We start from the raw sequence: 24,972 nt of genomic DNA on the forward strand, positions 1-24,972 counted from the left end.
GGGCCGGGGCGGCACCCCGGCCCCGCCGCGGTCACGGTTTGCGGGCGACCGCTCCGTACATCGCGATGTCCTCGTCGCGGATGTCCTGCTCGCCCGCGCCGTCCGGGTGCCACTTGTGCACCTGGACGATGCCGGGTTCGACCAGTTCCAGACCCTCGAAGAACTCGTGGGCCTCGTCGATGGTGCGCAGCCGCATCGGCATGTTGCGGGCCGCGTACTCGCGGGCGACGCGGCCCACCTCCTCGGGCGCGAACTCGGCGGTGCCGATGGACATCGCCAGGTAGCTGCCCGAGGGCAGCGGCTCCAGCAGGCGGCGCACGACACCGACCGCGTCGTCCGCGTCGAGCATGAAGTGCACGATGGCGATCACCGTGAGCGCGACCGGCTTGCCGAGGTCGAGGGTCTCACGCAGCTCGGGGGCGTCCAGGATGGCCGACGGGTCACGGAAGTCGGCCTCGATGTACGACGTCCTGCCCTCGGGCGCGCTGGACAGCAGGCCCTGGGAGAGGGTGAGGACGATGGGGTCGTTGTCGACGTAGACCACCCGGGACTCGGGAGCCACCGACTGGACGATCTCGTGCAGGTTCGGGGAGGTGGGGATCCCGGTGCCGATGTCCAGGAACTGGCGCATGCCCGCCTCCTCGGCCAGCCAGCGCACCGCGCGGTTCATCCAGTCGCGGTTGGCCCGCATGTGGATGGGGAGGGCGGGCCACTCCCGGGACATGGCGTCGCCCGCCTCCTTGTCGGCGGGGTAGTAGTCCTTGCCGCCCAGGATGTAGTCGTAGATCCGGGCGGAGTGGGCGTTCTCGGTGTCGATGCGGTCGGCCGGCCATCCGTTGTCGGGCAACGCCGTCTCCCATTCGGGTCGGAGGAAGTCATAAGGATCCGAAGCGGATCCATGATCGCGGAGAATTGGGGCAACGCTCAGCAGAACAAGGGGAGTTCACAGGAGAAAGTCCGCGTCACCCGCCTTCACACCGGACAGGAAGTCCGTCATCTCGCGCGGGGTGAAGAGCAGCGCCGGCCCGTCCGGGTCGGTCGACTGGCGGACCGCGACGCGTCCGTCGGCGAGCTTCTTCACTTCCACGCAGGCGCCTCCGGCGTCGTCGCTCCACGGCTTGGTCCAGCCGCGGGCGCCCAGGTCCCGGGACGGCATGCCGTTGCGTATGGGGTGGCGTATGGGGTGGTGCACCTCAGATCTCCTCAGATCTCCTTGCGAATCGAACCGAGGACGGCCTCGGTCTTCTTGGCGGGCGCCGCCTGGGCGCCCAGCCGGTCCAGGGCCTCGCGGTACACCACGACGTCGTCCGGCTTGTCGAGGTAGACGGCGCCGACCAGCCCGCCCAGGTAGACGATGTCGGGCAGTTCGGGAGCCCGGAACCGGAAGAGGTGGTACGCGCCCGCCCGCATCGCCGGATGCGGTCCGCCCGCGAACGGCATGATCTGCAGGGTCACATGGGGCAGCCGGTTGAGCTCGATCAGATGGTCGATCTGCGCGCGCATCACGCCGGGGCCGCCGACCGGCCAGCGCAGCACGGTCTCGTCCATCACCACCCACAGCCTCGGCGGCGCCTGTCGGGACAGCAGTTCCTGGCGGCGCATGCGCAGCGCGACCCGGCGCTCCGTGGCCTGGCCGGAGGCGTGCGGGTTGCCCGCGCCCAGCAGGGCGTGCGCGTACTCCTTGGTCTGCAACAGCCCGTGGACGAACTGGTTCTCGTAGGCCCGGATCTGCAGCGCCGCCTGCTCCAGGCTGAGATACGCGGCGAACCAGTCCGGCATCACATCGCGGTAGGTGTGCCACCAGCCGCGTTTGTTGGCCTCGCGGACCGACTGCAGGAAGGTGTCGATCTCCTGCTGGTCCGTCACTCCGTAGGTCTGGAGCAGTTTCTCGGCGTCCGCCAGCCTGAGCCGGGCGACCTTGGCGGCCTCCATCCTGCGGATCGTGGAGTGGCTGAGCCCGATCGCCGCGCCCGCCTGCTCGTAGCTGAGGCCGGCCCGGGTCCGCAGCTCCTCCAACTGCCTGCCGAGGATCATGCGCAGGACGGAAGGCGCGCCACCCCAGTCGGTCTCCGCGGTCACGCCTTACCCCCTCACCGTCGGTTGCAGGGTCACCGTCTCACGCGATCGTTCGGCAGTCTCATTCGATCACCGATTGCCGGAAGCAGCATGCACGTGACTACTTGCAAATTTCAACTTGCAGGTTGCGAGCCGTTGTTGGCAGGTGTCACAGTGGACTCACTGCTCCGGCCCAGGAAGGAGCAGGCGGAGCGGCCCAGTCGGGGGAGACCGGGCTGCGATCGGGCGCCGTGGTGCCCGGGTCGCCGTCTGCCTCCCCCAGGGCCGGCGGACGCGACACCAGCACACCCCCCACGACGCGAGCCGGACGAAAGGCGATGGCGATGCCCCCGCCCTCCCTCCCCCAGCCCCTGCACCGACTGCCCGGCGCCGGACAACTCGAGCCCCTGCCGACGGACGGGCGTCCCCACCGGCCGTCCGAGGCGGCGCGCTCCACCCGACCACCCGGAGGCGAGCACAGCGGTCGACTCCCTGGGCCCGAGGGCCCCGACCCGCTCGCCTCCGGGGCCGAACCGCCCCGCCGGACGCACGCGTTCGTCTTTCCCGCCGCCCCCGCCTCGGTCTGTCTGGCCCGTGCGGGCGTACGCGAGACGCTCATCGCCTGGGACATCGACGGGGACGCGGCCGACAGCGCCGTCCTCATCACCTCCGAGCTCGTCACCAACGCGCTCACGCACTCCGCGAGCGAGCGGATCGTGTGCCGGCTGCTCGCCACCCCCGGGCGGCTGCGCATCGAGGTCGAGGACCAGAACCGCGGACCCTTACGTCCCGTGCCCCGGCAGGCGGGCCCCGACGACCAGAGCGGCCGGGGGCTGCTGCTGGTCGAGGCGCTGAGCACCGACTGGGGCGTGGCGGGCCTCCCCCACCGGTACGGACGCGCCGTCTGGGCCGAGCTGACCACCGGCCCGCCCGCCGCCTGAGCAACCGGCCCATCCCCCACTCGGCCGAAGGACACCTGCCTGATGATCCGACCGCGCATCCCCGTCCCCCCTCACTCCCCCTCCCCCCGTGCCCGCATGGCCGACCCGTCCTGGACCCGTACCCGCCCCAGGCCGGGCGGCCCGGACCACCCGGGTTCCGCTTCCGCCCCGTGACCGTGCGTCAGGGCGTTCCGGCGGCGCGACGTACGGTGGAGTCATGGCCCCTCCGCTTCCGGGTCCGCTGGCCCATCTGGAACCGCTGCTGGGCCACTACGGGTACTGGGCCGTCGGTGCCGTGGTCTTCGTGGAGGACTTCGGGGTGCCCGCGCCGGGCGAGACGATGCTGATCGCCGCGGGCGTGTACGCCGGGGCGGGGCGGCTGAACATCGTGGCCGTGGCGGTCATCGCGTTCACCGCGGCCGTGCTCGGGGACAACGTGGGCTATCTGATCGGGCGATCCGGCGGCCGTGCCGTCGTGCACCGGTGGGGCCGGTACGTGTTCCTGACACCGAAGCGCTTCCACGCGGCCGAGGAGTTCTTCACCCGGCACGGCGGCAAGATCGTCACCATCGCCCGTTTCGTCGAGGGGCTGCGGCAGGCCAACGGCATCGTCGCGGGCACCACCGGCATGCCCTGGCGGCGCTTCCTGGCCTTCAACGCCCTCGGCGCGGCCCTGTGGGCCGGCCTCTGGGCGACCCTGGCCAACCTGGCGGGCAGCCACATCGACGAGATCTACGACGAGATCACCCGCTACCAGCTCTACGCCCTCCTCGCCCTCCTGGCCGCCACGTTCCTCACCCGCCACGTACCACGCCGCCGGCGTGACCGCCAGGTCTGAAACGGACCGCGACGGCACATCGCGCACAGGCCCGGCGCGGGGGCTGCCGCCCCGGGCCGGGCCTCACCCTCGGCAGGCTGCCCGCCGCCTGCTGCGCCCGCCCGTGCCAAGCCGCCGACACCGCCGTCAGATCTCAAACCAACTGCTGCGGCACGATCCGCCGAGCGAGCGCCGCCGGGGCAGCCGCCCCGAGCCGACCCTCGCCCTCGGCAGACTGACCGCCGCCTGCTGCGCCGCGCGACGCCAGGGTTGGACCCCGTCCAGCGCGGAAGGGCATGCCGGAGCCCGCGCCCGCCCGGCAGGCACCCCGCGCGGGCGGCGCTCGTCGCCCCGGGGACGCCGTGGGCCGCGCGCTCCGGCAGCCGGGCGGCCCGGGCCTGCCGCCGCGGGCGCCGCCACCCCGGGGCGATCCTCGCCCTCGGCAGACTGCCCGCGACCTGCTGCGCCCGCCCGTGCCAAGCCGCCGACACCGCCGTCAGACCTCAAACCGACTGCTGCGGCACGATCCGCCGAGCGAGCGCCGCCGGGGCAGCCGCCCCGAGCCGACCCTCGCCCTCGGCAGACTGCCCGCCCCGTGCCCCGCCCGCCGCGGGCGCCCGCGTGGGCGGCGCTATCGTCGTCCCGTGAGACTCCGTCCCCATCAGCGCGAGGCCGTGGACGCCGTGGTGCGCGCGCTCCAGCAGCCGGGCGGCGCGGGCCTGCCGGTGCGGGGGCTGCGGGCCCAGGTCGTCATGGCCACGGGCTCCGGCAAGACCCTCGTGGCGGTCCGCAGTGCCGAAGAACTGCGCGCGGGCCGGGTGCTGGTGCTGGTGCCGTCGCTGGACCTGCTCGCGCAGACCGAGGGCGCGTGGCGCGCGGGCGGCCGGACGGGGCCGATGATCGGGGTGTCCTCGCTGCGCGGGGACCAGGCCGCGTTCCCCAACACCACCGACGCGGGCGAGCTGGCCGAGTGGGTGCGGCCCTTCGACCGGGTCACCGTCTTCGCCACGTACGCCTCGCTCGGCCTCGGCACCCTGGAGCGGGCGCACGCCGCCGGGCTGCCGGGCTGGGACCTGATCGTCGTGGACGAGGCGCACCGGACCTCGGGACGGATCGGCAAACCGTGGGCGGTGGTGCACGACAACGCCCGGATCCCGGCGCTGCGGCGGCTGTACATGACCGCCACCCCCCGCCTGTGGCAGCCCGACGAGGAGACTGGACAGGGCGCCCCCGGCGAACTCGTCGCGTCCATGGACGACGACCCGGACGGCCCGTTCGGCGCCCGCTGCCACACCCTCACCCTGTCTGAGGCGATCGACCGCGGGATCTGCGCGCCGTACCAGGTGGTGTGCGTCGACGTCACCGACACCCAGCTGCAGGCCGCGCAGCTGCTCGGCGTCGAGGGCCGCACGGACGAGATGCGGGGCGCCCGGCTCGCCGCGTTGCAGGCCGCGCTGCTGAAGGCGGCACGGGAGGAGGGGCTGAGGCGCACGCTGGTCTTCCACCACCTGGTCCGGGAGGCGGAGGCCTTCGCGGCCGGGCTCGGCGAGGTCGCGGCACGGCTGCACGCGGCCGAACCCCGGCGGTATCCGCGGGCGGTCTGGGCCGACTGGCTGTGCGGCGACCATCCGCCCCCGCACCGGCGCAAGGTCCTGGACGCGTTCGCCCGGCTGAAGGCCGCCGACGGGACCCGGGTGCGCCGGGCGTTCCTCAGTTCGGTGCGGGTCCTCGGGGAGGGCGTCGACACCCGGCACTGCGACTCGGTGTACTTCGCCGACGTACGCGGCTCCATGCCGGACCTCGTCCAGGCGGTGGGCCGGGCCCTGCGCATCCGGCCCGGTGAGGGCAAGACGGCGTCGCTGGTGGTGCCGGTGCTGCTCGGGCCGGGCGAGACACCGGACAACATGCTCAGCAGCAGGGCGTACGCGGGCCTGGCCCGGCTGCTGGAGGCGCTGCGCGCCCACGACGCGCGCATCGTGGAGCGGCTCGCCGAACCGCAGGCGCCGAGCCGGGCCGCGAAGGGCCGTACCGTCGCCGAGGAGGAGCACGCCGAGCCGGGCCTCGCGAGCGTCAGCGCCCCGGCCCGGGCGCTGCTGAGGTTCTCCACCCCGCGCGACCCGGCGCAGCTGGCCGCGTTCGTGGAGCTGCGGGTGATCAACCCCGAGCACGCGCACTGGCGGCGCGGTGTCGAGGCCGCCGCGCTGTACGCCCGCGTCCACGGCGGTCTGCGGGTGCCGTTCACCTTCCGGGTGCCTCAGGGTGAGGCGGCCGAGGCCGACGACTGGCCCGCCGCGCTCGCGGGGTTCCCGCTCGGGCAGTGGATCGCCGACGCGCGCCGCTTCCACGCGCGCGGCACCCTCGACGCCGACCGGGTCCGCCAGTTGGAGCGGCTCGGCATGGTCTGGTCGCACTTCGACGTCGCCTGGGACGAGGGCCTCGCCGCGGCCCGCGGCTGGGCCGCCGAGCACGGCCACCTCCTCGCCCCGCACGACGCCGTCCACCGGGGCCTCAAGGTCGGTATCTGGCTGAAGAACCAGCGGGCCGCGGCCCGCAGGGCGGCTCAGGACCCGGCCGAGGCGCTGTCCGATGAGCGCCGGGAGCAGCTGGAGGAGATCGACCCCGCCTGGTGTCCGGCCTGGCCGGTGGAGTGGCAGCGCCGCTTCCACCTCACCCGGCTGCACCTGGCGGAGGGCGGCCGGCTGCCCGTCGCGCCGGGCGAGGCCGTACGCCAGGGCGAGGACCTCGGCCGGTGGGTCCGTGCGCAGCGGCTGGGCTGGGAGGGGCTCACGGCCGGGCAGCAGTGGCTGTGCGAGCACGTGCTGGGTGTCGAGCCCGCCGCCGAGGAGGAGCGGCCCCGGCCGCGTGTCTCCCACGCCGCCACATGGGCGGTCAACCTTGCCGCCGCCACCCAGTTCTACCGGCGCGAGGGCCATCTGGTCGTGCCCCGCAAGCACGTCGAGACCGTCGTCCTGCCCGACGGCGAACAGGAGCGCCCGGTCAGGCTGGGCGCCTGGATCAGCAACCAGCGTTCCCGCGCCGCCACACTGCCCCCCGAACGGGCCGCACAGCTGTCCGGCATCGGGATGCGCTGGACGTGACACGGCGGCACGACGCACGCCCGCCGGTCCGGCCGCGACCAGGAAAACCGCGGCCGGTGAGCCTGCCGAGCCGACGGCACCGGCAGCACCGGATGGTGGGGCCGCTCCTCGACACCGGCAAAACCGCTCCCGGACACCGGCGGCCGGCTGCCCGGGACCGGCCGCACCCCAGCCGTCGTGGTCCCCGCCGCCGGGGCGGCGCATCCCTCCAAGGCCCGCCCGGCAGGGCGTCGGCCGGTGGTGCCGCGGCCGGAACCCCTGCTCGGATCGCGGGCCGCTCGCGTGGGCCGGCTCCCTACACGTCCATCAGCCCCGCTGCGACCGTCGCGCCGAGTTCCCAGCAGGCCTCGATGTCGGTCTTGGCGGGCTCGCCGGTCACGGTGACGGGGTCGGTCGCCCGCCGCCAGCCGAGGCCCGTCGTGATGGTGTCGATAGCGCGGAGCGCGCCGGTGACGTCGCTGCCGCCGTGGACGTAGGTGCCGAAGGGGCGGCCGCGCGTCTCGTCCAGGCATGGGTAGTAGACCTGGTCGAAGAAATGCTTGAGCGCCCCGGAGATGTAGCCGAGGTTCGCGGGCGTGCCGAGGAGGTATCCGTCGGCGGCGAGCACGTCGGACGCGGTGGCCGCCAGCGCCGCGCGGCGGACCACTCGTACCCCTTCGATCTCCGGGGCCGTCGCCCCGGAGACGACGGCCTCGAAGAGGGCCTGGCAGTTGGGCGAGGGCGTGTGGTGGACGATCAGCAAGGTGGGCACAACCGCACCCTGCCCCGGCCCGCCGCCCGGCCGCAAGGCCGCTCGCCCGTCAGGGCTGTACGGGCAGACTCCAGCAGTTGGAGACGGCCGGCTTGCCGGAGAGGCGGTCGGTCAGCCAGGACAGGGCGTCACCCTGGTCGGCGAGCAACGGACCGAGGTGGTTGAGGAGACCGCTGCCCGTGCCGGGCACGGCGACCGGCACATACGTCACGTCCCCGCCCGCACGGCACCAGTCGACGGCGAGCCGGCGGGCCTGCCTGTGCGGTACGAGGTTGTCGTTGACGCCGGTCGCCACCCGGACCGGCCCCGCGGGCTCGGCACGGCCGATGCGCTGGTCGTCCAGGAACGCGCTCAGCGCGGGCTCGGACCGGATGATGTCGCCGAGCGATGTGCCGTCCTTCGTCCAGGCCGTGCTGTGCGCGGAGCCGTAGGCGAGGAGTGCGTCGCCGACGCACATGGTGGACAGGTCGGCGAGCGCGGCCTTGCCCGCCGCGTTGAGGTGGGCCTCGGCGATCGGTTTCAGGGCCGGGTCGGACTGCAGGAAGCCGTTGACCGCCCAGCCCAGCGCGCCCGCCAGGTCGCTGCCGTCGATGGCCTCGGTGACCTCGGTCAGGTCGGCGGGCGGCGCACCCGAGTAGGTGCCGGCGAGGACGACGTCGGGCGCGTAGGTGGGCTGGAGTTCGGCGGCCGCCGCGGTCGCTCCGCCGCCCTGGCTGTAGCCGTACAGGCCTACCCGCGAGCCCGCGGTGACCGAGGAACCGGTGAGCGCGCGGGCGGCGCGTACGGCGTCCAGCACGGCGTGGGCACCGTCGACGCGGTTGACGTAGGTGTGCAGCCGGTCCGTCGCGCCCAGGCCGACGTAGTCGGTGACGACCACGGCGACGCCCTCGGCCAGCAGCCGGTAGATCGACAGGTCCTCGTAACCGACCGACACCGTCTGGCCGTTGAGCTGGAGCGGATGCTCCAGGCCGAGGGAGGCGGCACACTGGTCGCCCTGCCCCATCGTACCGGGGGCGACGGCGACGAGCGGGCGTGCTCCGCCGCCCTTCCAGTCGGCGGCGGGTTCGATGTAGGCGCCGGTGACGGCGACCGGATCGCCGCCGGAGTCGGTGGACTTGTACATGAGGCGGGTCGCCCGGCCCGGCAGCGGGCCGGGGATGCCGGGCAGGCTCAGCGCGAGCGGCAGCGGTTCACTGCGGATGAGGGCGCCGTCGGCGGTGGGCAGCGCGGCGGGCGGGTCGTAGAAGGCGGGGATCGTGACGCCGCGGGACACCACGGTGTCCGACGCGGCGGCCGGGACGGCCGGCAGGGCCTGCGCGCCGAGGCAGGCGGCGGCGGTGACGGCGAGGGCCAGTAGACGGGTTCGGGCGGGCATGGGGGGCCTCCTGAGTGGGGTGAGGAGGAGCTGTCGTTCCGAAGCGACTGGACGGAACCGTACGTCAGAGGGTGTTACCGGTGGTAGCACCCAGGATGTTACGGTTCAGTAAGGTGACCGACCGTCAGCGAAAGCCCGGTCCGCCGACGGCTGCCCGCAATCGCGTACGCCGCTGTCAGTGCCCTCGGTTACAGTGAGCGACCTGAACAGAGGGGGTGCGGCGGTGCGCGTCGAGGTGGGGGCCGTGCGGGCCAGAGTGGCCCAGATGATGGTGCTGGCGGCGGTGTTGGGGGGCTGCGCGGGCTCTCCGGACGGGGACGACCCGAAGTCGTCCCCGAGCGCCTCGGCGGCGAGCCGGGGCACCGGAGCGGCGAACGCGCCCGCCGAGAGGGGCGGCAGCATAGGCACCGCCGGTTCGGCCTGCGAACTGCCCGTCACCTTCGACATCGCGAAGGACTGGAAGGCCAAGGCGGTCGACTCGGGTAAGTACACGAGCGCCACCGACGGGGACGGCGGGGACGGCGACCTGGCCGGCGACCTCGCCGACGCGCTGCTCCACCAGGGCCCGGTCACCCTCGCCTGCGAGGTCGACGCGAAGCCGGCCGGGAACATCGGCTTCCTGCGCGCGTGGAAGGGCGAGCCGGGCGACGCGGACGCGCGTGCCGTGCTGCGGGCCTTCGTGGCGGCGGAGGACAACACGAGCAAGGCTAAGTACCGCGCCTTCAAGACCGGCGCTCTCTCCGGCGTCGAGGTCGAGTACGTCTACACCAGCAAGCTCCTCGACGAGTCCAAGAAGGAGTGCGCGCTGGCAGTCACCACCGCGCACGGCCCGGTCGTCCTGCACCTCGGGGGGATGGACAGCGAGGAGCACGAGGAGATGCTCCCGGCGTACGAACTGGCGAAGCGGACCCTGCGCAGCGCCTGAGTCCGGCGGCCGGCCGTCACAGCGGGCGGGTGGACCGGCCCAGATAGGTGAGGGGGCCGGGGTCCGGCACCGGTATCACCTCGAAGCCGAGGCGGTCGTAGAACGCCCGGGCAGCGGTGTTCGCGGTCACCATGCCCAGATGGACGGCCGGAACCCCGCGCTCGCGCAGCGCGGAGAACAGGGCGTCCATCAGCCGGCGCCCGTGGCCGCGCCGCTGCCAGGGCGGCAGCAGGTCGATGTGCAGATGCGCGGGATGGCCGTTCAGTTCCGGCAGCAGCATCCGCTCCGGCCGGTGCAGCAGCGACACCATCTCCTCGCTCGGTGTGCGCGGCGCCGCCGAGGTTCTGGGGTAGCGGTCGGCCACTCGGGGGATCCAGATGTCGCGGAAGGCCTCGACGAACCTCGCCGTGTCCGCCGTGCCGACGACGTATCCCGCCGCCCGCCCCTGCCCGTCGTCCAGGACGAAGGCGAGGTCCGGTTCCAGGAAGCAGTAGGGCTCGACGAAGAGAGTCGGCATCAGGCGCTGGTCCGGATACAGGACCCGCGAGTCGCCGCCGTTGTGGGCGGTGCGAACGCATATGTCGGCGACGGCGGCACGGTCGGACGGGCTGTAGGGGCGGAGGTGGGGGCTGGAGTCCATGCACGACATCCTGACGCTTGTGGGAGCGCTCCCACAAGCCCGGTACCCCTGACTGTCCGGGGGCTTCGCGCCCCCGGACACCCGGCTCAGAGGTCCGGCGTCGGCCGGACCGGCGTCACCTCGCGGAGCGCCCGCTGCGGCGCAGCACCACGAAGCCCGCGATCAGGAGCACCGCACCGAGCGCGCCGGGCCACAGGTGTGACCCCGTCTCGGCGAGGCTGCCCTGCTCGGCCTGCGGCTCGGTCTGGGGCTCGGTCTGGGCTCCGGTCTGCGGTGCCGTCTGTCCGGCGGTGCCGGACGGTTCCGCCTCAGCGGTGCTCGACGGCTCGGCGGACGGGGTGGACCGGCCGGCCCCGCTGTGGTGCGAGCCGTGCCGGGGCGGGGCCGCCGAAGGGTTCCGGGTGGACGACGTCGTCGCGAAGACCCGGGGCGCCTTGGTGGTGGGGGCCGGGGCGGAGACCGTACCGGGGTCGTTCGCCGGCTGCTTGCTCGGCGCCTGAGAAGACGGCGCCTCGGAGGACGGCTGATCCGAGACCGGCGGCTGCTCCGACGACGGCGGCTGCTCCGGGGACGGCTGCTCGGTGGGCTGCTGCGCCGAGGGCTGCTGCGTGGGCTGCTGTGTGGGTTGCGCTCCCCCGCCGTCGCCCGGGTTCGCCTGGCCGCCGTCGCCGGGTGAGGCGTCGGCGCTCGGCGACGGCCGGCCGCCGGACTCCCCGCCCGCGCCGCACCTACGGCCCGAGTTGATGCAGTCGACCATCTCCCGCATCAGGCCCTCGTCGAAGACGTTGATGAAGTCGCCGTGGTCCGTGACCGGCTTGTGCTGCTGTTCCGGGAAGGAGTCCACGGCGAACAGCGAATGCGTCCGGCCGCCGTCCTGGAGGCTCGGCGCCGTCACGTCGTACACGATGCGCTGCACGAGTTGCGGGATGGCCTGGAATCCGTCCGGGCACCTGCCCTCGGCGTCGGCGAAGGCCACGTGGGTGCGGTGGTTGGCGCTGTCGATGTTCCGGCCGTCCCAGCAGCTCTGGAACCGGAAGGTGCGCACCACGTCGCTGCCGGACGGGCACAGGGGGTACTTGTCCTTCAGCTGCCGGTCCTCGAAACCGGTGCAGCTCCAGGAGGCGTTGGCGTTCGCGGGGCCGTTGACGAAGGCCTTGGCGTCCCCGGTGATGATGCGCAGCAGGCGCGGCATGGCCGTGACCTTGCCGCGGGGGCTGCCCTCGAAGGTCAGCGTGACGTCCTTCGGCGTGACGATCTGACCGGCGTTGCCCTCGGTTCCGCCGCCGGGCGCGTCCGCGTCGCGTTCCCTGGTGCCGTTCTGCAGGCGCAGCACCGGCCAGTAGTACGTGGACTTGTCGCCCTGGTCCACGCAGCTCGTGTCGGCGTTCGCGAGGTCCTCGTCGCTGGCGAAGGCGTTGTTGGACTGGTTGCCGATGTAGTCGTGGAAGTGGTGGGCGCCGTTGGTGACGCCGGGGGCGACGATCACGTTGTCGGAGTTGAACAGGCCGTTCGCGTTGACCCCGCAGCTGGAGGTGAAGGTGCCGCGCGAGGCGTCGGCCTGCGGGGCCGGAGCCTGGACGTTGGGCTGGACGGTGGTGATGTCCGTGTAGTCGGCGGCCACGGGGCCGTTGCCGCCCTGGCCGGTGCCGCCGTTGCCGCCCTGGCCGTTGGCGTTCTGGCCGTCGCCACCGGGGTTCTGGGTGCCGTTGTTCTGGCCGCCCTGCTCGGCGGGCGGGCGCAGGGTGCACGCCGCCATGTCCGCCAGCCCCTGCGGGCGTCCGCCGACACGGTCGATGGCGGTGACGATGCGCTCGATGGCCGCGCTCCGCTTCTCCTTGAGCGGGTTCATGATCGTGCCGTCGGCGGAGCCGGGGTCCTGCCTGACGGCCTGTGCGGACGCCTGGAGTTGCTGGTAGGCGGCGGACACCTGCTGGTCCAGCAGGGCGAGTTGGCGGTCGACGTCCGCCTTGGCGTCGTCCGGCACGGAGGTCAGGCGGCTGCCGACGTCCGGGCAGTCGATGGTGGCCGGCCCCGAACCCCAGCCGCCCGCCTGCAGCACCCGGGCGTCGGTGCCGCCCTCGGTCGCCGAGGCGTAGACGTTCGCCGCGACCAGTCCACCCCCGCCCAGCATCAGGGCGACCGCGGCGAAGGTCGCGCGCCGTGCACCTGTCGGGCGTCTGCGCCTGTTGCGTCCCACAGAACCACTCCCACACCTCGTGGCCGGCCCGGCATGGCAAGCCCCCGTCCCATACGGAGCCGGACACGGATGTGTTCAAGCACCTCACGGATTCATCGTGAACTCACAGGAAACCCAGGTCACGCGGGCCGGTTCCGGCCGGCTGACGGCCGGTTCCGTCCGGCTCACGGCTGGTGCGGCGCCGGACCGGGGTTGGCCGCGGCCGGCCGGCTTCCGGGACCCTTGACCTTGTCCAGCAGGGACTGGCCCTGCCGGTCGACCGCGCGCGTGACGGACTCCTGCAGAATGCCGAACGCGAAGGCCCAGGCCACGATCTGCGTCGAGGTGTTCAGGCTCGTCAGGCCGGGGAAGAACCCACCGCTCATGAGCAGCAGTCCGGCAGCCGCCACCAGAGCGCCGACAGGAAGCCGCAGGACGATCAGTCCGGTCGCCACGTGGTACGGCCCCGAGGTTCCCCTGACCTCTCTCAGCGACACCGCACCCGCTATGGCCGCCGCGCACATACCGATGAATTCGAGAAAGAAGACACTTCCCGATGTCGCCGCGTCCCCGAGGGGGCAGGCCGTCACCGGCCTGGGGCCGGGGGCGTTCTTGTCCGGCGGGAAACAGAATCGCTGGGCCACGGCGAGATCCAGTGCCGCCCACACGCCCAGACCGACCGCCATCGCCCCCAATGCGGCCGAGGCGACGACCACGATCCGGATAAAGCTGCGCACCCTGGCCCTTTCCGCCTCCTCGGCCTGATAGGCGGAGTGCAGCGTAATGGCGGCCAGTTCCCTCAACTCCCCGGCGGGCGCTTTCTCGGCGGCTTCCAGATACTGGAGGCACACGTCGTCCTTCGGCAGGTGGAGTCTCGCGTGCGACAGCGCGTACAGCCGCTTGTTCGGGAGTTCTCCGTCCGGGGCTATGCGCAGCAGAGCCACCTCGGCCTCGTGCATGTTGGCCAGGGCCCGATCCGCCGAGGCGCCCGACATCCGCCAGAACCAGCCCCTGACCCCCCGGCGTTCCAGCGCGTTCCGGGCCGCCCCGAGATGCGTTCTTATTTTCTTCACGATCTCGGCATCGGGTGCGGATATACCCTCCGGAGCCGCCTCGCGCATTTTCAGGAATTTATTGAGCTGCCCTTGGAGATGCGCAATGTGGGCATTTGTTCGTTGAAACCAAGACGATCCTGCGAATGCGACATCCCTGTCACTGTCCACGGCGGGAGATTCTTTGCTCTCGTCCACCATGAGTGAAACCTCCTCGACAGCTCCCTTTTCCCAGTTGACACCTCCCGCAGCAGTGGCGGCAACCGCTCCCGCCCCACCGCTCACGCCCGGGTTTCGTGGGAAACTGAGCCCGTACCGGTGGTCGGATTGGGCGGCGGGCCATGGCGGATACGGAGATCGACTACGCGGCGGTGTTCCAGGCCCTGCCGGGCATGGTCGCCCTGCTGACTCCGGACCTGGTGTACGCGGAAGCGAACGAGGAGTTCCTGCGGATGGCCGGGCGCAGCCGCGAGGAGGTGGTGGGCCGTCACCTGTTCGAGGTCTTCCCCGACAACCCCAACGACAACGGCGCCACGGGCATGCGGAATCTGGGCGCCTCCCTGCACCGGGTGCTGGACACCGGCGAGCGCGACACCATGGCGCTCCAGCGGTACGACGTCGAGTCCGCCGACCGGCCCGGGCACTGGGAGGAGCGCTACTGGAGCCCGGTGAACGCGCCGGTGCTGGGACCGGACGGGACGGTGGTGCTGCTGGTGCACCGGGTCGAGGAGGTCACGGAGCTGATCCGGGCCCGGAGCGGCGCGGACAGCGACCGTACCCAGGTGCTGGAGGCCGAGCTGTACCGGCGCGCACGGGAGTTGCAGGAGCTGAACGAGCAACTGCGCAGGACCCAGGCCCGTGACCGGAAGGTGGCGCTCGCCCTCCAGGAGGCGATGCTCCCCGCCCGCCGGTGGGTGGCGGGCCACCGGGCCGCCGTCCGCTACCGGCCCGCGGTGAGCGCGCTGAACGTGTGCGGGGACTGGTACGACCTGGTCGACCGGGGCGGCGGCGACTGCATCGGCGTCTCGGTCGGCGACGTGGTGGGGCACGGTCTGCGGGCCGCGTGCGTGATGGGACAGTTGCGCAGCGCGCTGAGCGCCGCCTGCCGCGTCGCCGAGGGCCCGGCGCAGGCCCTGAACGCCCTCGGGGAGTACGCTCATGTGCTCGACGGCGCGGAGTCGGCGACGGCGGTGACGGCGTTCATCGACTTCGAGCGGCACACCCTGATGTACAGCAGCGCCGGCCACCCGCCGCCCGTACTGGTCCACCGCGACGGCACCGTGGAGTTCCTCGACCGGGCCACCGACGCCCCGCTGGACGCCCGGCCCGACCCGCGGCCCCGGCCCGAGGCGCACACCGGGTTCGCCGAAGGCGCCCTCCTCGTCCTGTACACCGACGGCCTGATCGAGCGTCGACGCGAGGACATAGACGTCGGGCTGGCGCGCCTCGCCGACGCCCTCGGCCGGCACCGTGACGCGGACCCGGAGGACCTCGCCGACGCCGTCCTGCGGGAGTTGCTTCCGAGGGAGGGCGCGACCGACGACACCGCGCTCGTCATCATGCGGTTGTGAGGCGTTGTGAGGCGTCATCATGCGGCTGTGCGGCGGGGTTTCGTACGCTTCTCCGGGCATCTTCACCGGATGGTCACGAGCGCCAAGATGAATATCACAATTACGTATCGGACATTCCGCTCTTCAACCTTCACACCAGCCACACAAGTTGGTTAAGTTGGCGTTCAGACCGCACGGCTCCCCCTGGCGAACCTCGCCGGGCCGCGCGGCCTCCGCCGAATCCGGTGTCCCCGCAGGGCAACGGAACCGGGGACCCAACCGACTTGGGGTGAATCGGCCCGACCGCCCGACGGGGCAGGGCCGTAGGGCATGCCTTCCACCATCGACCGCCCGAACCCGCCAGCTAACCCGGTAGGCGGAGCACGGAAGGAGTACGTCCCCCATGGCGCGCGAAAGCCGCGACGAGGTTCGGCAGCGAATCGACAGCCTTTACGACCAGACCGAGAGCGCCACGGGGAACTTCAACGCGACCCGCGCGACATCGGGGGGATCGCCCGGTCGTGGTGTGCGCCTCCGCAGGTCGGACAGGGGGACCGATCCCGGTCTGGACAGCATCGCCCAGCAGTGGATGACCGGGGCCCGTTCCAAACTCGGCCCCACCACCCCCGCCATACTCCCGGCCGACCGGTCGTCGCAGCGTCCGGCCAGCCCCGCCGCCCTGGACAACATCGCCCGCCAGTGGATGACGGGGGCCCGCTCCAAGCTGGGACCCACCTCCCCCGCCATACTCCCGGCCGACCGGTCGTCGCAGCGTCCGGCCGGGCGGCGCGCCGACGTCCCGATCCCGAAAGAGCTGCTGGAAGCGGCCGAGCGCATCCTGCCGGAGCTGACCGGCGGGTCTTCCGGGCAGACGGGCGCCCGCGCCGTGCCGGAGCTGACGGCCCGCCCCAGGGCGGAGCTGACCGCCGGGCCCGTGGCCGCGCTGCCGGCCGTGCCGGAGCCGCGGCAGGAGACCCCCCTCGCGCTGCCCGCGGCCGGGCCGCGGCGGTCCACGCCGCTGGCCTCGAAGGAGAAGAACCAGAAGAAGCTCGCCGCGGCCCGGGACCTCCTCGCCCGCCGGATCGCCCAACCGGGCGGCACGCCCGCACCCCGCCCGGCGGCCGCGGCGGCCGAGTCCGCGCCTCCCGCCGCTCAGCCTTGGCGCGGCGACCCCGAGCAGGCCCTTCAGCCCGCGGAGCAGGAGTGGCTGCGCCAGCAGTGGTCCGGGCTCAGTGGGGGCTTGTCCGCCACAGGCAGAGCGACGGCCAGCGGAGCCGCGCCGGCCGGGAGGGGCGCGATGGCCGGTGCCGGCATGGCAGCCGCCCCGGCCATGGCCCCCGGTGCCGGGGCAGCCATCGGTACCGCCCCGTCCATGGGCGTCGCCGCCCAGGGCGCGACCCCGATGACCGCCACCGGAACCTTCAGCGTCCCCAACCCGCTGACGGACAGCGGGGCGTTCAGCGTCCCCAACCCCGTCGCGAACACCGGGACTTTCAGCGTTCCCAACCCCCTCACGGACAGCGGGGCGTTCAGCGTCCCCAACCCCGTCGCCAACACCGGGACTTTCAGCGTTCCCAACCCCCTCACGGACAGCGGGGCGTTCAGCGTCCCCAACCCCGTCGCCAACACCGGGACTTTCGCCGTCCCCAACCCCGTCGCGAACACCGGGACCTTCAGCGTCCCCAACCCCCTCACGGACAGCGGGGCGTTCGCCGTCCCCAACCCCGTCGCGAACACCGGGACCTTCAGCGTCCCCAACCCGCTGACGGACAGCGGGGCGTTCAGCGTTCCCAACCCCGGCACCTTCAGCGTGCCCAACCCCCTCACGAACGCCGGACCGGTCCCCGCCCCAGCCCCCCTCGCCAACACGGCAACCGTCACCGCTCCCACCCCCGTCACGAACACGGACATCTTCAGCGCCCCCAACCCGCTCGCGGACAGCGGCGCGTTCCCCTCGACGCCCCCCTGGGCCGCCCCCGGAGTCTTCGCCTCTGTCACCCCGCCCGTCGCGCCCAGCCCCGTACCCCCGTCACCGGCCCCCGTCGCGGCCCCGGTGCCGACTCCGGCCCCGACTCCTGCCCCTGCCCCCACTCCAGCCCCCGCCCCCGCCCCCGCCCCCTACGAGGGAAGAGCCGCGCAGGCGCTGGCGTTCGCTCGGGCTCAGGTCGGGCGGCCCTGTGTGTGGGGGGCGACCGGGCCGGACTCCTACGACTGCTCGAGTCTCACCCAGGCCGCCTGGCGAGCCGCAGGCGTGGCGCTGCCGCGGGCCGCGCGGGAGCAGGCGGAGGCCGGGACGCCCGTGGCGCTGAGTGAGGCCCGGCCCGGTGATCTCGTGATCTTCTTCCAGGACGCCGGCCATGTCGGCCTGTACTCCGGCAACGGCATGATGATCCACGCCCCGGGCCAGGGCGCGTACATCCGCGAGGAGTCGGTCTACGGTGCCGGGGAGGCGGCGATTCACCGGGTGATACGGCCCGCGTGAGACCGGCCGCGCCAGCTCTCGTAGTGGTCGAGCAGGGTCTCTTCGACCGGCCGGTAGGAGAGGCCCAGCTCGTGCACGCTGCGGCTGTTGTCCACGCGGAAGCGGATGCCGAGGTGCCCCCGGATGTAGTCCTGGGTGAGCCCGAACGCCGGGCCCAGGACGCGTACCGGCCAGTGCGGCAGCGCGGTGCGCGGGAGGCGCAGGTCACGGGGGTGGCGGGCCCGGATGACGCGGGACATCTCCAGGAAGGACGTCATCGTCTCGGCCGCGACGATGTAGCGGCCCTCGGCCGCCGGGTTCTCGGCCGCGGCGATGTGCGCGTCGGCGACGTCCCGTACGTCCGCCGTGGTGAAGCTGAAGTCCGGGGCGCCGTAGCAGAAGTAGCCCTTGAACAGTTCGTCGAGCAGGAAGAGGCTGCCGGACCCGGACGCGGGGGTGAGTGAGGGGCCGAGGATCAGTCCGGGGTTCACGGACACCATCCGCCAGCGGTCCTGGGCCAGTTCGGCCTCCCGGGCGATGCGCTCCGCGACGGTCTTCGCGTAGTGGTACGGGTTGTTCTCCACCGTGCTGGTGGTGTTGAAGTACTTCTCCGACAGCACCTGGCCGTCCATCCCGAGGACGTCGGCGTAGTCGCCGAAGACCGCGCCCACCGTGGAGGTGAGGACCAGGGTGTGCACGGACGGCGTCCGCTCCACCGCCGCCAGCACGTTGCGGGTACCCAGCACGGCCGGGTCGACCACGTCGCGGCGGCCGTCCTCGATCTGCTCCGGCATGAGGAACGGCGACGCCACGTGGAAGACCACCGTGCAGCCGCGCACCGCCTCGTCGAAGGAGCCCGACCGGAGCAAGTCAGCCTCGAACAGGCTCAGTTGCCCGGGGAAGGCCTCCTGCAGCTCCCAGAGGGGCCGCACCTTCGCGCGGTGCGCGATCCGGCGCACGGTGGTGTGCACGCGGTAGCCCCGCTCCAGCAGCCGCCGCACCAGATGACTGCCCACGAACCCGCTGCCGCCGGTCACCACGACGGTCGTGTCCCCGGTCGCGCGCTCCCCCACCCTGCCCATGCTTCAAGGTTCGGGCATGCTCATGATCGGTGTCCACACCCCCGCAAGGGCATAAGACCGGTTTATGAGCTCATAGACGGGACCCCCGTACTAACTTAGGCGTGCCTTAGTTTAGGCTTCCCGATCGAGTCGCCTGTCATCGCTCGAAGGGAACCTGATCATGCCGCGCCCGCTGCGGGTAGCCATAGTCGGAGCCGGCCCGGCCGGGATCTACGCCGCCGACGCCCTGCTCAAGTCCGAGGTGGCGGCCGAGCCCGGCGTGTCCATCGACCTCTTCGAGCGGATGCCCGCCCCGTTCGGCCTGATCCGCTACGGCGTCGCCCCCGACCACCCGCGCATCAAGGGCATCATCACGGCCCTGCACCAGGTGCTCGACAAGCCGCAGATCCGCCTGTTCGGCAACGTGGACTACCCGGCCGACATCAGCCTCGACGACCTGCGCGCCTTCTACGACGCCGTGGTCTTCTCCACCGGCGCCACGGCCGACCGGGAGCTGGCGATCCAGGGCATCGACCTCGACGGCTCCTACGGCGCCGCCGACTTCGTGTCCTGGTACGACGGCCACCCGGACGTGCCCCGCACCTGGCCGCTGGAGGCCGAGAAGGTCGCCGTCCTCGGTGTCGGCAACGTCGCGCTCGACGTGGCCCGGATCCTGGCCAAGACGGCGGACGAGCTGCTGCCGACCGAGATCCCGCCGAACGTGTACGAGGGCCTGAAGGCCAACAAGGCCCTGGAGGTCCACGTCTTCGGCCGCCGCGGCCCGGCCCAGGCGAAGTTCAGCCCGATGGAGCTGCGCGAGCTGGACCACTCCCCCAACATCGAGGTCATCGTCGACCCCGAGGACATCGACTACGACGAGGGCTCGATCGAGACCCGGCGTGGCAACAAGCAGGCCGACATGGTCGCCAAGACGCTGGAGAACTGGGCGATCCGCGACGTGGGCGACCGGCCGCACAAGCTGTTCCTGCACTTCTTCGAGTCGCCGTCCGAGATCCTCGGCGAGGACGGCAAGGTCGTCGGCCTGCGCACCGAGCGCACCGAACTGGACGGCACCGGCAACGTCAAGGGCACCGGCGAGTTCAAGGAGTGGGACGTCACGGCGGTCTACCGCGCCGTCGGCTACCTCTCCGACAAGCTGCCCAAGCTGCCCTGGGACCTCGAGTCGGGCACCGTCCCCGACGAGGGCGGCCGGGTCGTCGAGGAGGGCGGCACGCACCTTCAGTCCACGTACGTCACCGGCTGGATCCGGCGCGGTCCGGTGGGCCTGATCGGCCACACCAAGGGCGACGCCAACGAGACGGTGGCCAACCTCCTGGACGACTACACGAACGGCCGGCTGCACACGCCCGCCTCTCCGGCGCCGGAGGCCGTGGACGCCTTCCTCGCCGAGCGGAACGTCCGCTTCACCACCTGGGAGGGCTGGTACCGCCTGGACGCCGCCGAGAAGGCGCTGGGCGAGCCGCAGGGCCGGGAGCGCGTGAAGCTCGTCGAGCGCGAGGACATGCTGCGGGAGAGCGGGGCGTAAAAGGCCCCCTGGAGGGCACCGCGAAAACCCAACCTGCCAGGCCACACGGTCTGTTAGCGTCCTGCGGTGCTCTCCCTGCGTGAACCCGCTCTCTTCACCCGCCTGCGCGACGCGCGGCGGGTGCTCGTCGCCGGCGCGGGCGGTGGCTTCGACGTCTACGCCGGTCTCCCCCTGGCCCTCGCGCTCCGCGAGGCCGGCGCGGAGGTGCATCTGGCGAGCCTGTCCTTCGCCGACCTGTACGGCCTGGACCTGGACGTGTGGGTCGACCAGGACGTCGCCGCCGTACGGCCGGACACCACGCTGCGCGGGGACTACTTCCCGGAACGCACGCTCGCCGAGTGGCTCGAGGGGCAGGGGCTGCCCTCGACCGTGTACGCCTTCCCGCGCACGGGTGTCGAGCCGCTGCGGGCCGCCTACCGCAGCCTCCTCGCCCACCTGGGCGGGGTGGACGCCGTGGTGCTGGTCGACGGCGGCACCGACATCCTGATGCGCGGCGACGAGCACGGCCTCGGCACTCCGGAGGAGGACATGGCCAGCCTGGCCGCGGTGGGCGGGCTGGACGAGGTCCCGCACCGGCTGGTGGCCTGCCTCGGCTTCGGCGTGGACGCCTACCACGGCGTCAACCACTGTCTGGTCCTGGAGAACCTGGCCGCGCTGGAGCGCGACGGCGCCTATCTGGGGGCGTTCTCGCTGCCGCGGGAGAGCCGTGAGGGCGCCCTCTACCTCGACGCGGTGGAGCACGCGCAGCAGCGCACCGCGAGCCACCCCAGCATCGTCAACGGCTCCGTCGCCGCGGCCGTGCGCGGCGGCTTCGGGGACGTGCGGTTCACCGAACGCACCAGGAACAGCGAGCTGTTCGTCAACCCGCTGATGTCGGTGTACTTCTGCGTGGACGCGCCCGGTCTCGCCCGTCGCAACCTCTACCTCGACCGGCTGGAGGGCACGGCGCTGATGCGCCAGATCAGCTCGGCCATCGAACGGTTCCGGGACGAACTGCCCCGGCAGCGTCCGCCCAGGGCCTTCCCGCACTGAACCCCGGTCATCACTGAACCCCGGTCATCCGGTGGTCGCGGTGACGTCCCCGTTGACGGTGGTGAGGGTCATGCGCCGGTCGCCGGACGCGGACGCGGTGGGGACCGTGACGGAGGGGCGGCCGTTGGCCGTCGCGGCCGTGACCCGGTAGGGCGGCGCGTCGTGCGGCACCGAGACCCGGACCGAGCCGTTGGTGGTGGCGGCGGTGATGGTGTCCGGCGCGGTGACGCAGTCCAGGTCCAGGTCCCCGTTGACCGTCCCGGCCCGCAGCCGCTGCGCGCCGAGTGCGGTCGCGCGTACCGAGCCGTTGCGGGTGGCGAGCCGTACGGCGGCCCCGTCCCGGCCCGAGCGGGTCACCGTCACATCGCCGTTGACGGTCGTCAGGTCCAGCGCGCCGGGTACCCCCGCCGCGTCGATGCCGGCGTTGCGGGCGGAGACGGTGACGGCCGTGCCCGCCGGGACGTCCACCTCGGGCATGCGCGGGCACCGGCCCGCCCGGTCGCCGTGCTCCGGGCAGGACAGGTCCAGCACCCAGGTGCCGCCGTGGTGGGACCAGCGGTGGTCCACACGCCGGTCGACGTCGACCCCGATGTCGGCTCCGTCGCCGTCTGCGGGGCGCAGCCGGAGCCCGTTGTCGGTGGTGATCACCAGGCGGGCGGGAGCGGGGCCGCCCGGCAGCGCCGCGAGCGGACGCGTGTCCTGGTGGCCCCCGCCGCAGCCCGTCGCGGCGAGCAGGACCGCGAGGAGAACGGCCGGGCGCCGCACGGCTGTTGTCATGGTGTCCATGACGAACGGTTTCCCCGGCGGCGCGAGGCCATGGCGGTGGGGGGCGTGGCGGTGGGGCCGGTCCGGCCTCGCCCGGCCGGATCGCGTCGTGGGCATGACGGGCGGACGGGGTCCGCCCCAAGCGGATGGTGAGCGGACCCCGTCCGCGTCCATTGTCGTGCCCTGGACAGATCACGGGCATGTGTGAACGACCACCCCTCGCAGTGCGCCGCGCACACCCCGTGCGCGCCACGCGAGCCCCCGCGAAACGCGGGCCCCGCCCTACGTGTCGCGATCACCGACCGCGATACTGGGGGGCGCCCACCGTCCCCCTCCGCAGATTGGCTCATGTCGAACTCCGCCACCGACCGCGCCACGACCCCCCGTACCGTGTGGCTGGCCCGCGGTCGCCACACCGGGTCCATCTCCGAGGACGTCCTCCGCCGCACCCTGCGCCGGCTGAAGGTGGACGAGGTCCTCGACGACTTCACCGAACCGCCGGATCCCGAGGACACGCCCGGGCGGGTGTTCGAGGCGCGCTGGCGGGTCGACGGCGGTGTGGCGGTCAGGGCCCGCCTGACCCTGCTGCCGCCGCAGAGCCGGGAGGAGGGCCGGGAGTGGACCCTCGTCGCGGAGGCGGAACGCCCGTGGGACGACGCGTGGCCGTCGCCCGCCACGATGTTCTGGCCGGACGACCCCGACGGCACGGCCACCGCCTGGGACCACCACCACGTCGTGCCGGACCTGCGTTTCCGTCAGGTCAACCCGCTCCCCGCCGACGACAAGGAGATGCGGCGCGTCCTGCGCGACACGGCGCGCGAGTCCTGGTGCGTCAACCTCGTCGTGCACGAGGCGATGACCCCGGACGAGCACGGCAGGCTGCCGCTCACCCGGCTGCTGCCGCCCGGGCTGCGGCACCGGGTCGTGGAGCACCGGGCCGCCCCGCACCAGCTGCGCGCCGTCAACTACGCCCTGAAGGACCTCGGCGTCGAGGTGCCCCGCGGCGGCGCGGTGCTCCTCCCGCCGCAGCCGGCCCCGCCCGGGTACGACGGCCGGGACCACTCGGTGCGCAGTATCTTCCTGGACGGCTCGGAACCGGCCGAACTCATCGGCATACTGCGCCACTTCACCGCCCTTCCCCGGCCGCTCCCCGAGGGCGCCGAGGAGGCGCTGACCGGCCTGCGGGAGAAGTGGACGCTGCGGACCCTCGAGGAGGAGCTGGCCCGGCAGCGGGAGCTCGTCGCCAGGTACGCCGAGGCCCTCGAGGCGATGACGAAGTCCCGCGACCTCTACCGGGAGGCCGCCGAGCGCGCGGGCGAGGCGCTGGCCGCCTTCCGTGACGCCCCCGCCCCGCCCCCCGAGCCGCCCGCCACGCCGCCCGCCTCACCGCTGCAGCAGCTGACCCGGACCTTCGAGCGCTTCAGGACCGGCGCCAGGGCACTCCGTCCGGCGCCGGCCCTCCCCGCCGCGCGGGACCCCGACGACAGCGGGGAGGGCGACGCGGAGGAGACCGAACGGATGTCGTGACCCTTTCGGGGAAAACGTAGGGGAACTCGAGGTCGCGAGGAGGAGGCCCCGTGGACGTGGACGTGCCCACCACCTGGCTCGTGGTCGCCGCCGTCGTCGCGGCGGCCCTGCTCGCCGGAGCCCTCACCGTCCTCGTACGACTGGTGCGCACCCGGCGGACCCTGCGCCGCGCCGGCCTGCCCACCGGTTCGCGCTGGGTCTTCTGGGGCGCCGTCCTCTATCTGGTCCTGCCGGCCGACCTGCTGCCCGACCCGGTGTACCTCGACGACATCGGCGTCCTGCTCCTCGCCCTGCGCAGCATGCGTGCCGCCCGGCCGCTGCCGCCGGACGAGGCCGAATCCTGACCCCGCGGCCCCCGCCGCGCCGCGCGCCGCCTCATCATGGTGCGATGCAGTCGACGTTCACCTCCATCACCGGTGTGTCCGGGACGCCCGAGGCCGCCGTCGTCATCGACGTGATGCGCGCGTTCACCGTGGCCGCCGGGGCCCTGCGGCAGGGAGCGGAGAAGATCGTCTTCACGGAAACCACCGATGAGGCACTGGAGCTGAAGGCCCGTCACCCCGGCTGGCTGGCCTTCCAGGACGGCGCCCCGATACCCGGCTTCGACCTGGCCAACTCCCCCGCCCAGCTCCGTTCGCTCGACGTGGCGGGCCGTACCGTGGTGCAGAAGACCACCGCGGGCACCGTGGGCGCCCTGGCGGTCGCCGACGCCCCGCTCCTGCTGTGCGCGAGCTTCGCGGTGGCCGGCGCCACGGCAGAGCTCCTGCGCCGCGAGCGGCCGAGGGCGGTCACCTTCGTCGTCACCGGCGACGGCGGCCGGGCGGAGGAGGACCTGGCCTGTGCCCAGTACATCGCGGCCCGCGCCACCTCCGGCACCGCCGGCCCGGCGCCCTACGTCACCCGCGCCCGGCACTCCGACGGCGCCGCCCGGCTCGCCGACGGGGTACGGCGCGGCTGGACGGGGGTCCACCCCGAGGATATGGAGCTCTGCCTCGAGGTCGACACCTGCGCGTTCGCCATGGCGGCCGGGCGGGAGGAAGGGCGGCTCACTCTCAGGGCGGTGCCGGCCCACTGACCGCCGGCCGCGTCGCCGCCGCACGGCGGGGCTCGGACTCATAGCGTCCGCCCAGGTGCGTTTTCCGGTCGTCGTGACGCATTCTTGCTGTGTCACCCACCCGGCGGCGCACGGACGGGGCGGAG

At 73.0% G+C, this 24,972-nt stretch carries 21 protein-coding genes and 1 riboswitch; of the genes, 11 read left to right on the plus strand and 10 right to left on the minus strand.

Annotated elements, in window-relative coordinates; all coding sequences use genetic code 11:
• Positions 1-31 precede the first annotated feature (31 nt).
• The 3 genes from ACH45E_RS21975 to ACH45E_RS21985 all read right to left on the minus strand — a co-directional run bounded on the left by ACH45E_RS21975 (position 32) and on the right by ACH45E_RS21985 (position 2,079).
• Positions 32-847, minus strand: a complete 816-nt coding sequence (locus ACH45E_RS21975; RefSeq protein WP_361445489.1) for an SAM-dependent methyltransferase — start codon at positions 845-847, stop codon at positions 32-34.
• A gap of 96 nt (positions 848-943) precedes the next feature.
• Positions 944-1,192 carry a DUF397 domain-containing protein gene (locus ACH45E_RS21980; RefSeq protein ID WP_361445492.1) on the minus strand — a complete coding sequence of 83 codons (249 nt, stop codon included), beginning with the start codon at positions 1,190-1,192 and terminating at the stop codon, positions 944-946.
• Between the two features lie 11 nt (positions 1,193-1,203).
• Positions 1,204-2,079, minus strand: coding sequence for a helix-turn-helix transcriptional regulator (locus tag ACH45E_RS21985; RefSeq protein ID WP_361445495.1), 876 nt, complete (start codon positions 2,077-2,079; stop codon positions 1,204-1,206).
• 320 nt (positions 2,080-2,399) lie between these two features.
• Between ACH45E_RS21985 and ACH45E_RS21990 the strand changes: the two genes are divergently transcribed.
• The 3 genes from ACH45E_RS21990 (at position 2,400) to ACH45E_RS22000 (ending at position 6,911) form a co-directional block, all read left to right on the plus strand.
• On the plus strand, positions 2,400-2,996 hold the full coding sequence (locus ACH45E_RS21990) for an ATP-binding protein (RefSeq protein ID WP_361445498.1): 597 nt from the start codon (positions 2,400-2,402) through the stop codon (positions 2,994-2,996).
• A 217-nt stretch (positions 2,997-3,213) separates the two neighbouring features.
• Complete coding sequence (locus tag ACH45E_RS21995) at positions 3,214-3,834, plus strand: DedA family protein (protein ID WP_361445501.1); 621 nt, start codon at positions 3,214-3,216, stop codon at positions 3,832-3,834.
• Positions 3,835-4,457: 623 nt separating this feature from the next.
• On the plus strand, positions 4,458-6,911 hold the full coding sequence (locus tag ACH45E_RS22000; protein ID WP_361445504.1) for a Helicase associated domain protein: 2,454 nt from the start codon (positions 4,458-4,460) through the stop codon (positions 6,909-6,911).
• A gap of 295 nt (positions 6,912-7,206) precedes the next feature.
• Here ACH45E_RS22000 and ACH45E_RS22005 read toward each other — a convergent pair whose 3' ends face one another.
• Positions 7,207-7,662: an NAD(P)H-dependent oxidoreductase gene (locus ACH45E_RS22005; RefSeq protein ID WP_361445507.1), complete on the minus strand. Its 456-nt coding sequence runs from the start codon at positions 7,660-7,662 to the stop codon at positions 7,207-7,209.
• Between the two features lie 49 nt (positions 7,663-7,711).
• Complete coding sequence (locus tag ACH45E_RS22010; protein WP_361445509.1) at positions 7,712-9,037, minus strand: lipase family protein; 1,326 nt, start codon at positions 9,035-9,037, stop codon at positions 7,712-7,714.
• Between the two features lie 223 nt (positions 9,038-9,260).
• Here ACH45E_RS22010 and ACH45E_RS22015 point away from each other — a divergent pair, with 223 nt between their 5' ends.
• Entirely contained in the window at positions 9,261-9,962 is a 702-nt protein-coding gene (locus tag ACH45E_RS22015; protein ID WP_399041319.1) for a lipoprotein, read from the plus strand.
• A gap of 16 nt (positions 9,963-9,978) precedes the next feature.
• Here ACH45E_RS22015 and ACH45E_RS22020 read toward each other — a convergent pair whose 3' ends face one another.
• The 3 genes from ACH45E_RS22020 to ACH45E_RS22030 all read right to left on the minus strand — a co-directional run bounded on the left by ACH45E_RS22020 (position 9,979) and on the right by ACH45E_RS22030 (position 14,031).
• A complete protein-coding gene (locus ACH45E_RS22020; RefSeq protein ID WP_361445512.1) occupies positions 9,979-10,602 on the minus strand; it encodes a GNAT family N-acetyltransferase in 624 nt (207 codons plus the stop codon).
• 115 nt (positions 10,603-10,717) lie between these two features.
• Positions 10,718-12,733 carry a DUF1996 domain-containing protein gene (locus tag ACH45E_RS22025; RefSeq protein ID WP_361445856.1) on the minus strand — a complete coding sequence of 672 codons (2,016 nt, stop codon included), beginning with the start codon at positions 12,731-12,733 and terminating at the stop codon, positions 10,718-10,720.
• Positions 12,734-12,963: 230 nt separating this feature from the next.
• Complete coding sequence (locus ACH45E_RS22030) at positions 12,964-14,031, minus strand: hypothetical protein (RefSeq protein WP_361445515.1); 1,068 nt, start codon at positions 14,029-14,031, stop codon at positions 12,964-12,966.
• Positions 14,032-14,171: 140 nt separating this feature from the next.
• On the opposite strand from ACH45E_RS22030, the gene ACH45E_RS22035 reads away from it, so the two are divergent.
• Both ACH45E_RS22035 and ACH45E_RS22040 read left to right on the plus strand, forming a co-directional pair.
• Entirely contained in the window at positions 14,172-15,401 is a 1,230-nt protein-coding gene (locus ACH45E_RS22035) for a SpoIIE family protein phosphatase (RefSeq protein WP_361445518.1), read from the plus strand.
• Positions 15,402-15,604: 203 nt separating this feature from the next.
• Positions 15,605-15,775: riboswitch (cyclic di-AMP (ydaO/yuaA leader) on the plus strand.
• Between the two features lie 8 nt (positions 15,776-15,783).
• Positions 15,784-17,862 (plus strand): NlpC/P60 family protein, encoded by a 2,079-nt coding sequence (locus ACH45E_RS22040; protein ID WP_361445520.1) that lies wholly within the window; start codon positions 15,784-15,786, stop codon positions 17,860-17,862.
• Here the strand turns inward: ACH45E_RS22040 and ACH45E_RS22045 are convergent.
• A complete protein-coding gene (locus ACH45E_RS22045; RefSeq protein WP_361445523.1) occupies positions 17,838-18,923 on the minus strand; it encodes an NAD-dependent epimerase/dehydratase family protein in 1,086 nt (361 codons plus the stop codon). The genes ACH45E_RS22040 and ACH45E_RS22045 overlap by 25 nt on opposite strands.
• A gap of 160 nt (positions 18,924-19,083) precedes the next feature.
• Between ACH45E_RS22045 and ACH45E_RS22050 the strand changes: the two genes are divergently transcribed.
• Together ACH45E_RS22050 and ACH45E_RS22055 are read left to right on the plus strand one after the other, a co-directional pair.
• Positions 19,084-20,448: an FAD-dependent oxidoreductase gene (locus tag ACH45E_RS22050; RefSeq protein ID WP_361445526.1), complete on the plus strand. Its 1,365-nt coding sequence runs from the start codon at positions 19,084-19,086 to the stop codon at positions 20,446-20,448.
• A 66-nt stretch (positions 20,449-20,514) separates the two neighbouring features.
• A complete protein-coding gene (locus tag ACH45E_RS22055) occupies positions 20,515-21,480 on the plus strand; it encodes a DUF1152 domain-containing protein (protein ID WP_361445529.1) in 966 nt (321 codons plus the stop codon).
• 24 nt (positions 21,481-21,504) lie between these two features.
• Here the strand turns inward: ACH45E_RS22055 and ACH45E_RS22060 are convergent, their stop codons facing one another.
• Positions 21,505-22,266 carry a DUF4097 family beta strand repeat-containing protein gene (locus ACH45E_RS22060; protein WP_361445532.1) on the minus strand — a complete coding sequence of 254 codons (762 nt, stop codon included), beginning with the start codon at positions 22,264-22,266 and terminating at the stop codon, positions 21,505-21,507.
• 327 nt (positions 22,267-22,593) lie between these two features.
• On the opposite strand from ACH45E_RS22060, the gene ACH45E_RS22065 reads away from it, so the two are divergent.
• From ACH45E_RS22065 to ACH45E_RS22075, 3 genes are read left to right on the plus strand one after another with little or no spacing between them, the layout of a single operon-like run.
• Positions 22,594-23,772 (plus strand): hypothetical protein, encoded by a 1,179-nt coding sequence (locus ACH45E_RS22065; protein ID WP_361445535.1) that lies wholly within the window; start codon positions 22,594-22,596, stop codon positions 23,770-23,772.
• A gap of 56 nt (positions 23,773-23,828) precedes the next feature.
• Positions 23,829-24,116 (plus strand): YkvA family protein, encoded by a 288-nt coding sequence (locus ACH45E_RS22070; RefSeq protein WP_361445859.1) that lies wholly within the window; start codon positions 23,829-23,831, stop codon positions 24,114-24,116.
• 44 nt (positions 24,117-24,160) lie between these two features.
• Positions 24,161-24,847, plus strand: coding sequence for a 2-phosphosulfolactate phosphatase (locus ACH45E_RS22075; RefSeq protein ID WP_361445538.1), 687 nt, complete (start codon positions 24,161-24,163; stop codon positions 24,845-24,847).
• Positions 24,848-24,972 lie beyond the last annotated feature (125 nt).

This window comes from Streptomyces sp. NPDC020299, assembly GCF_044387825.1.
Classification (GTDB): domain Bacteria; phylum Actinomycetota; class Actinomycetes; order Streptomycetales; family Streptomycetaceae; genus Streptomyces.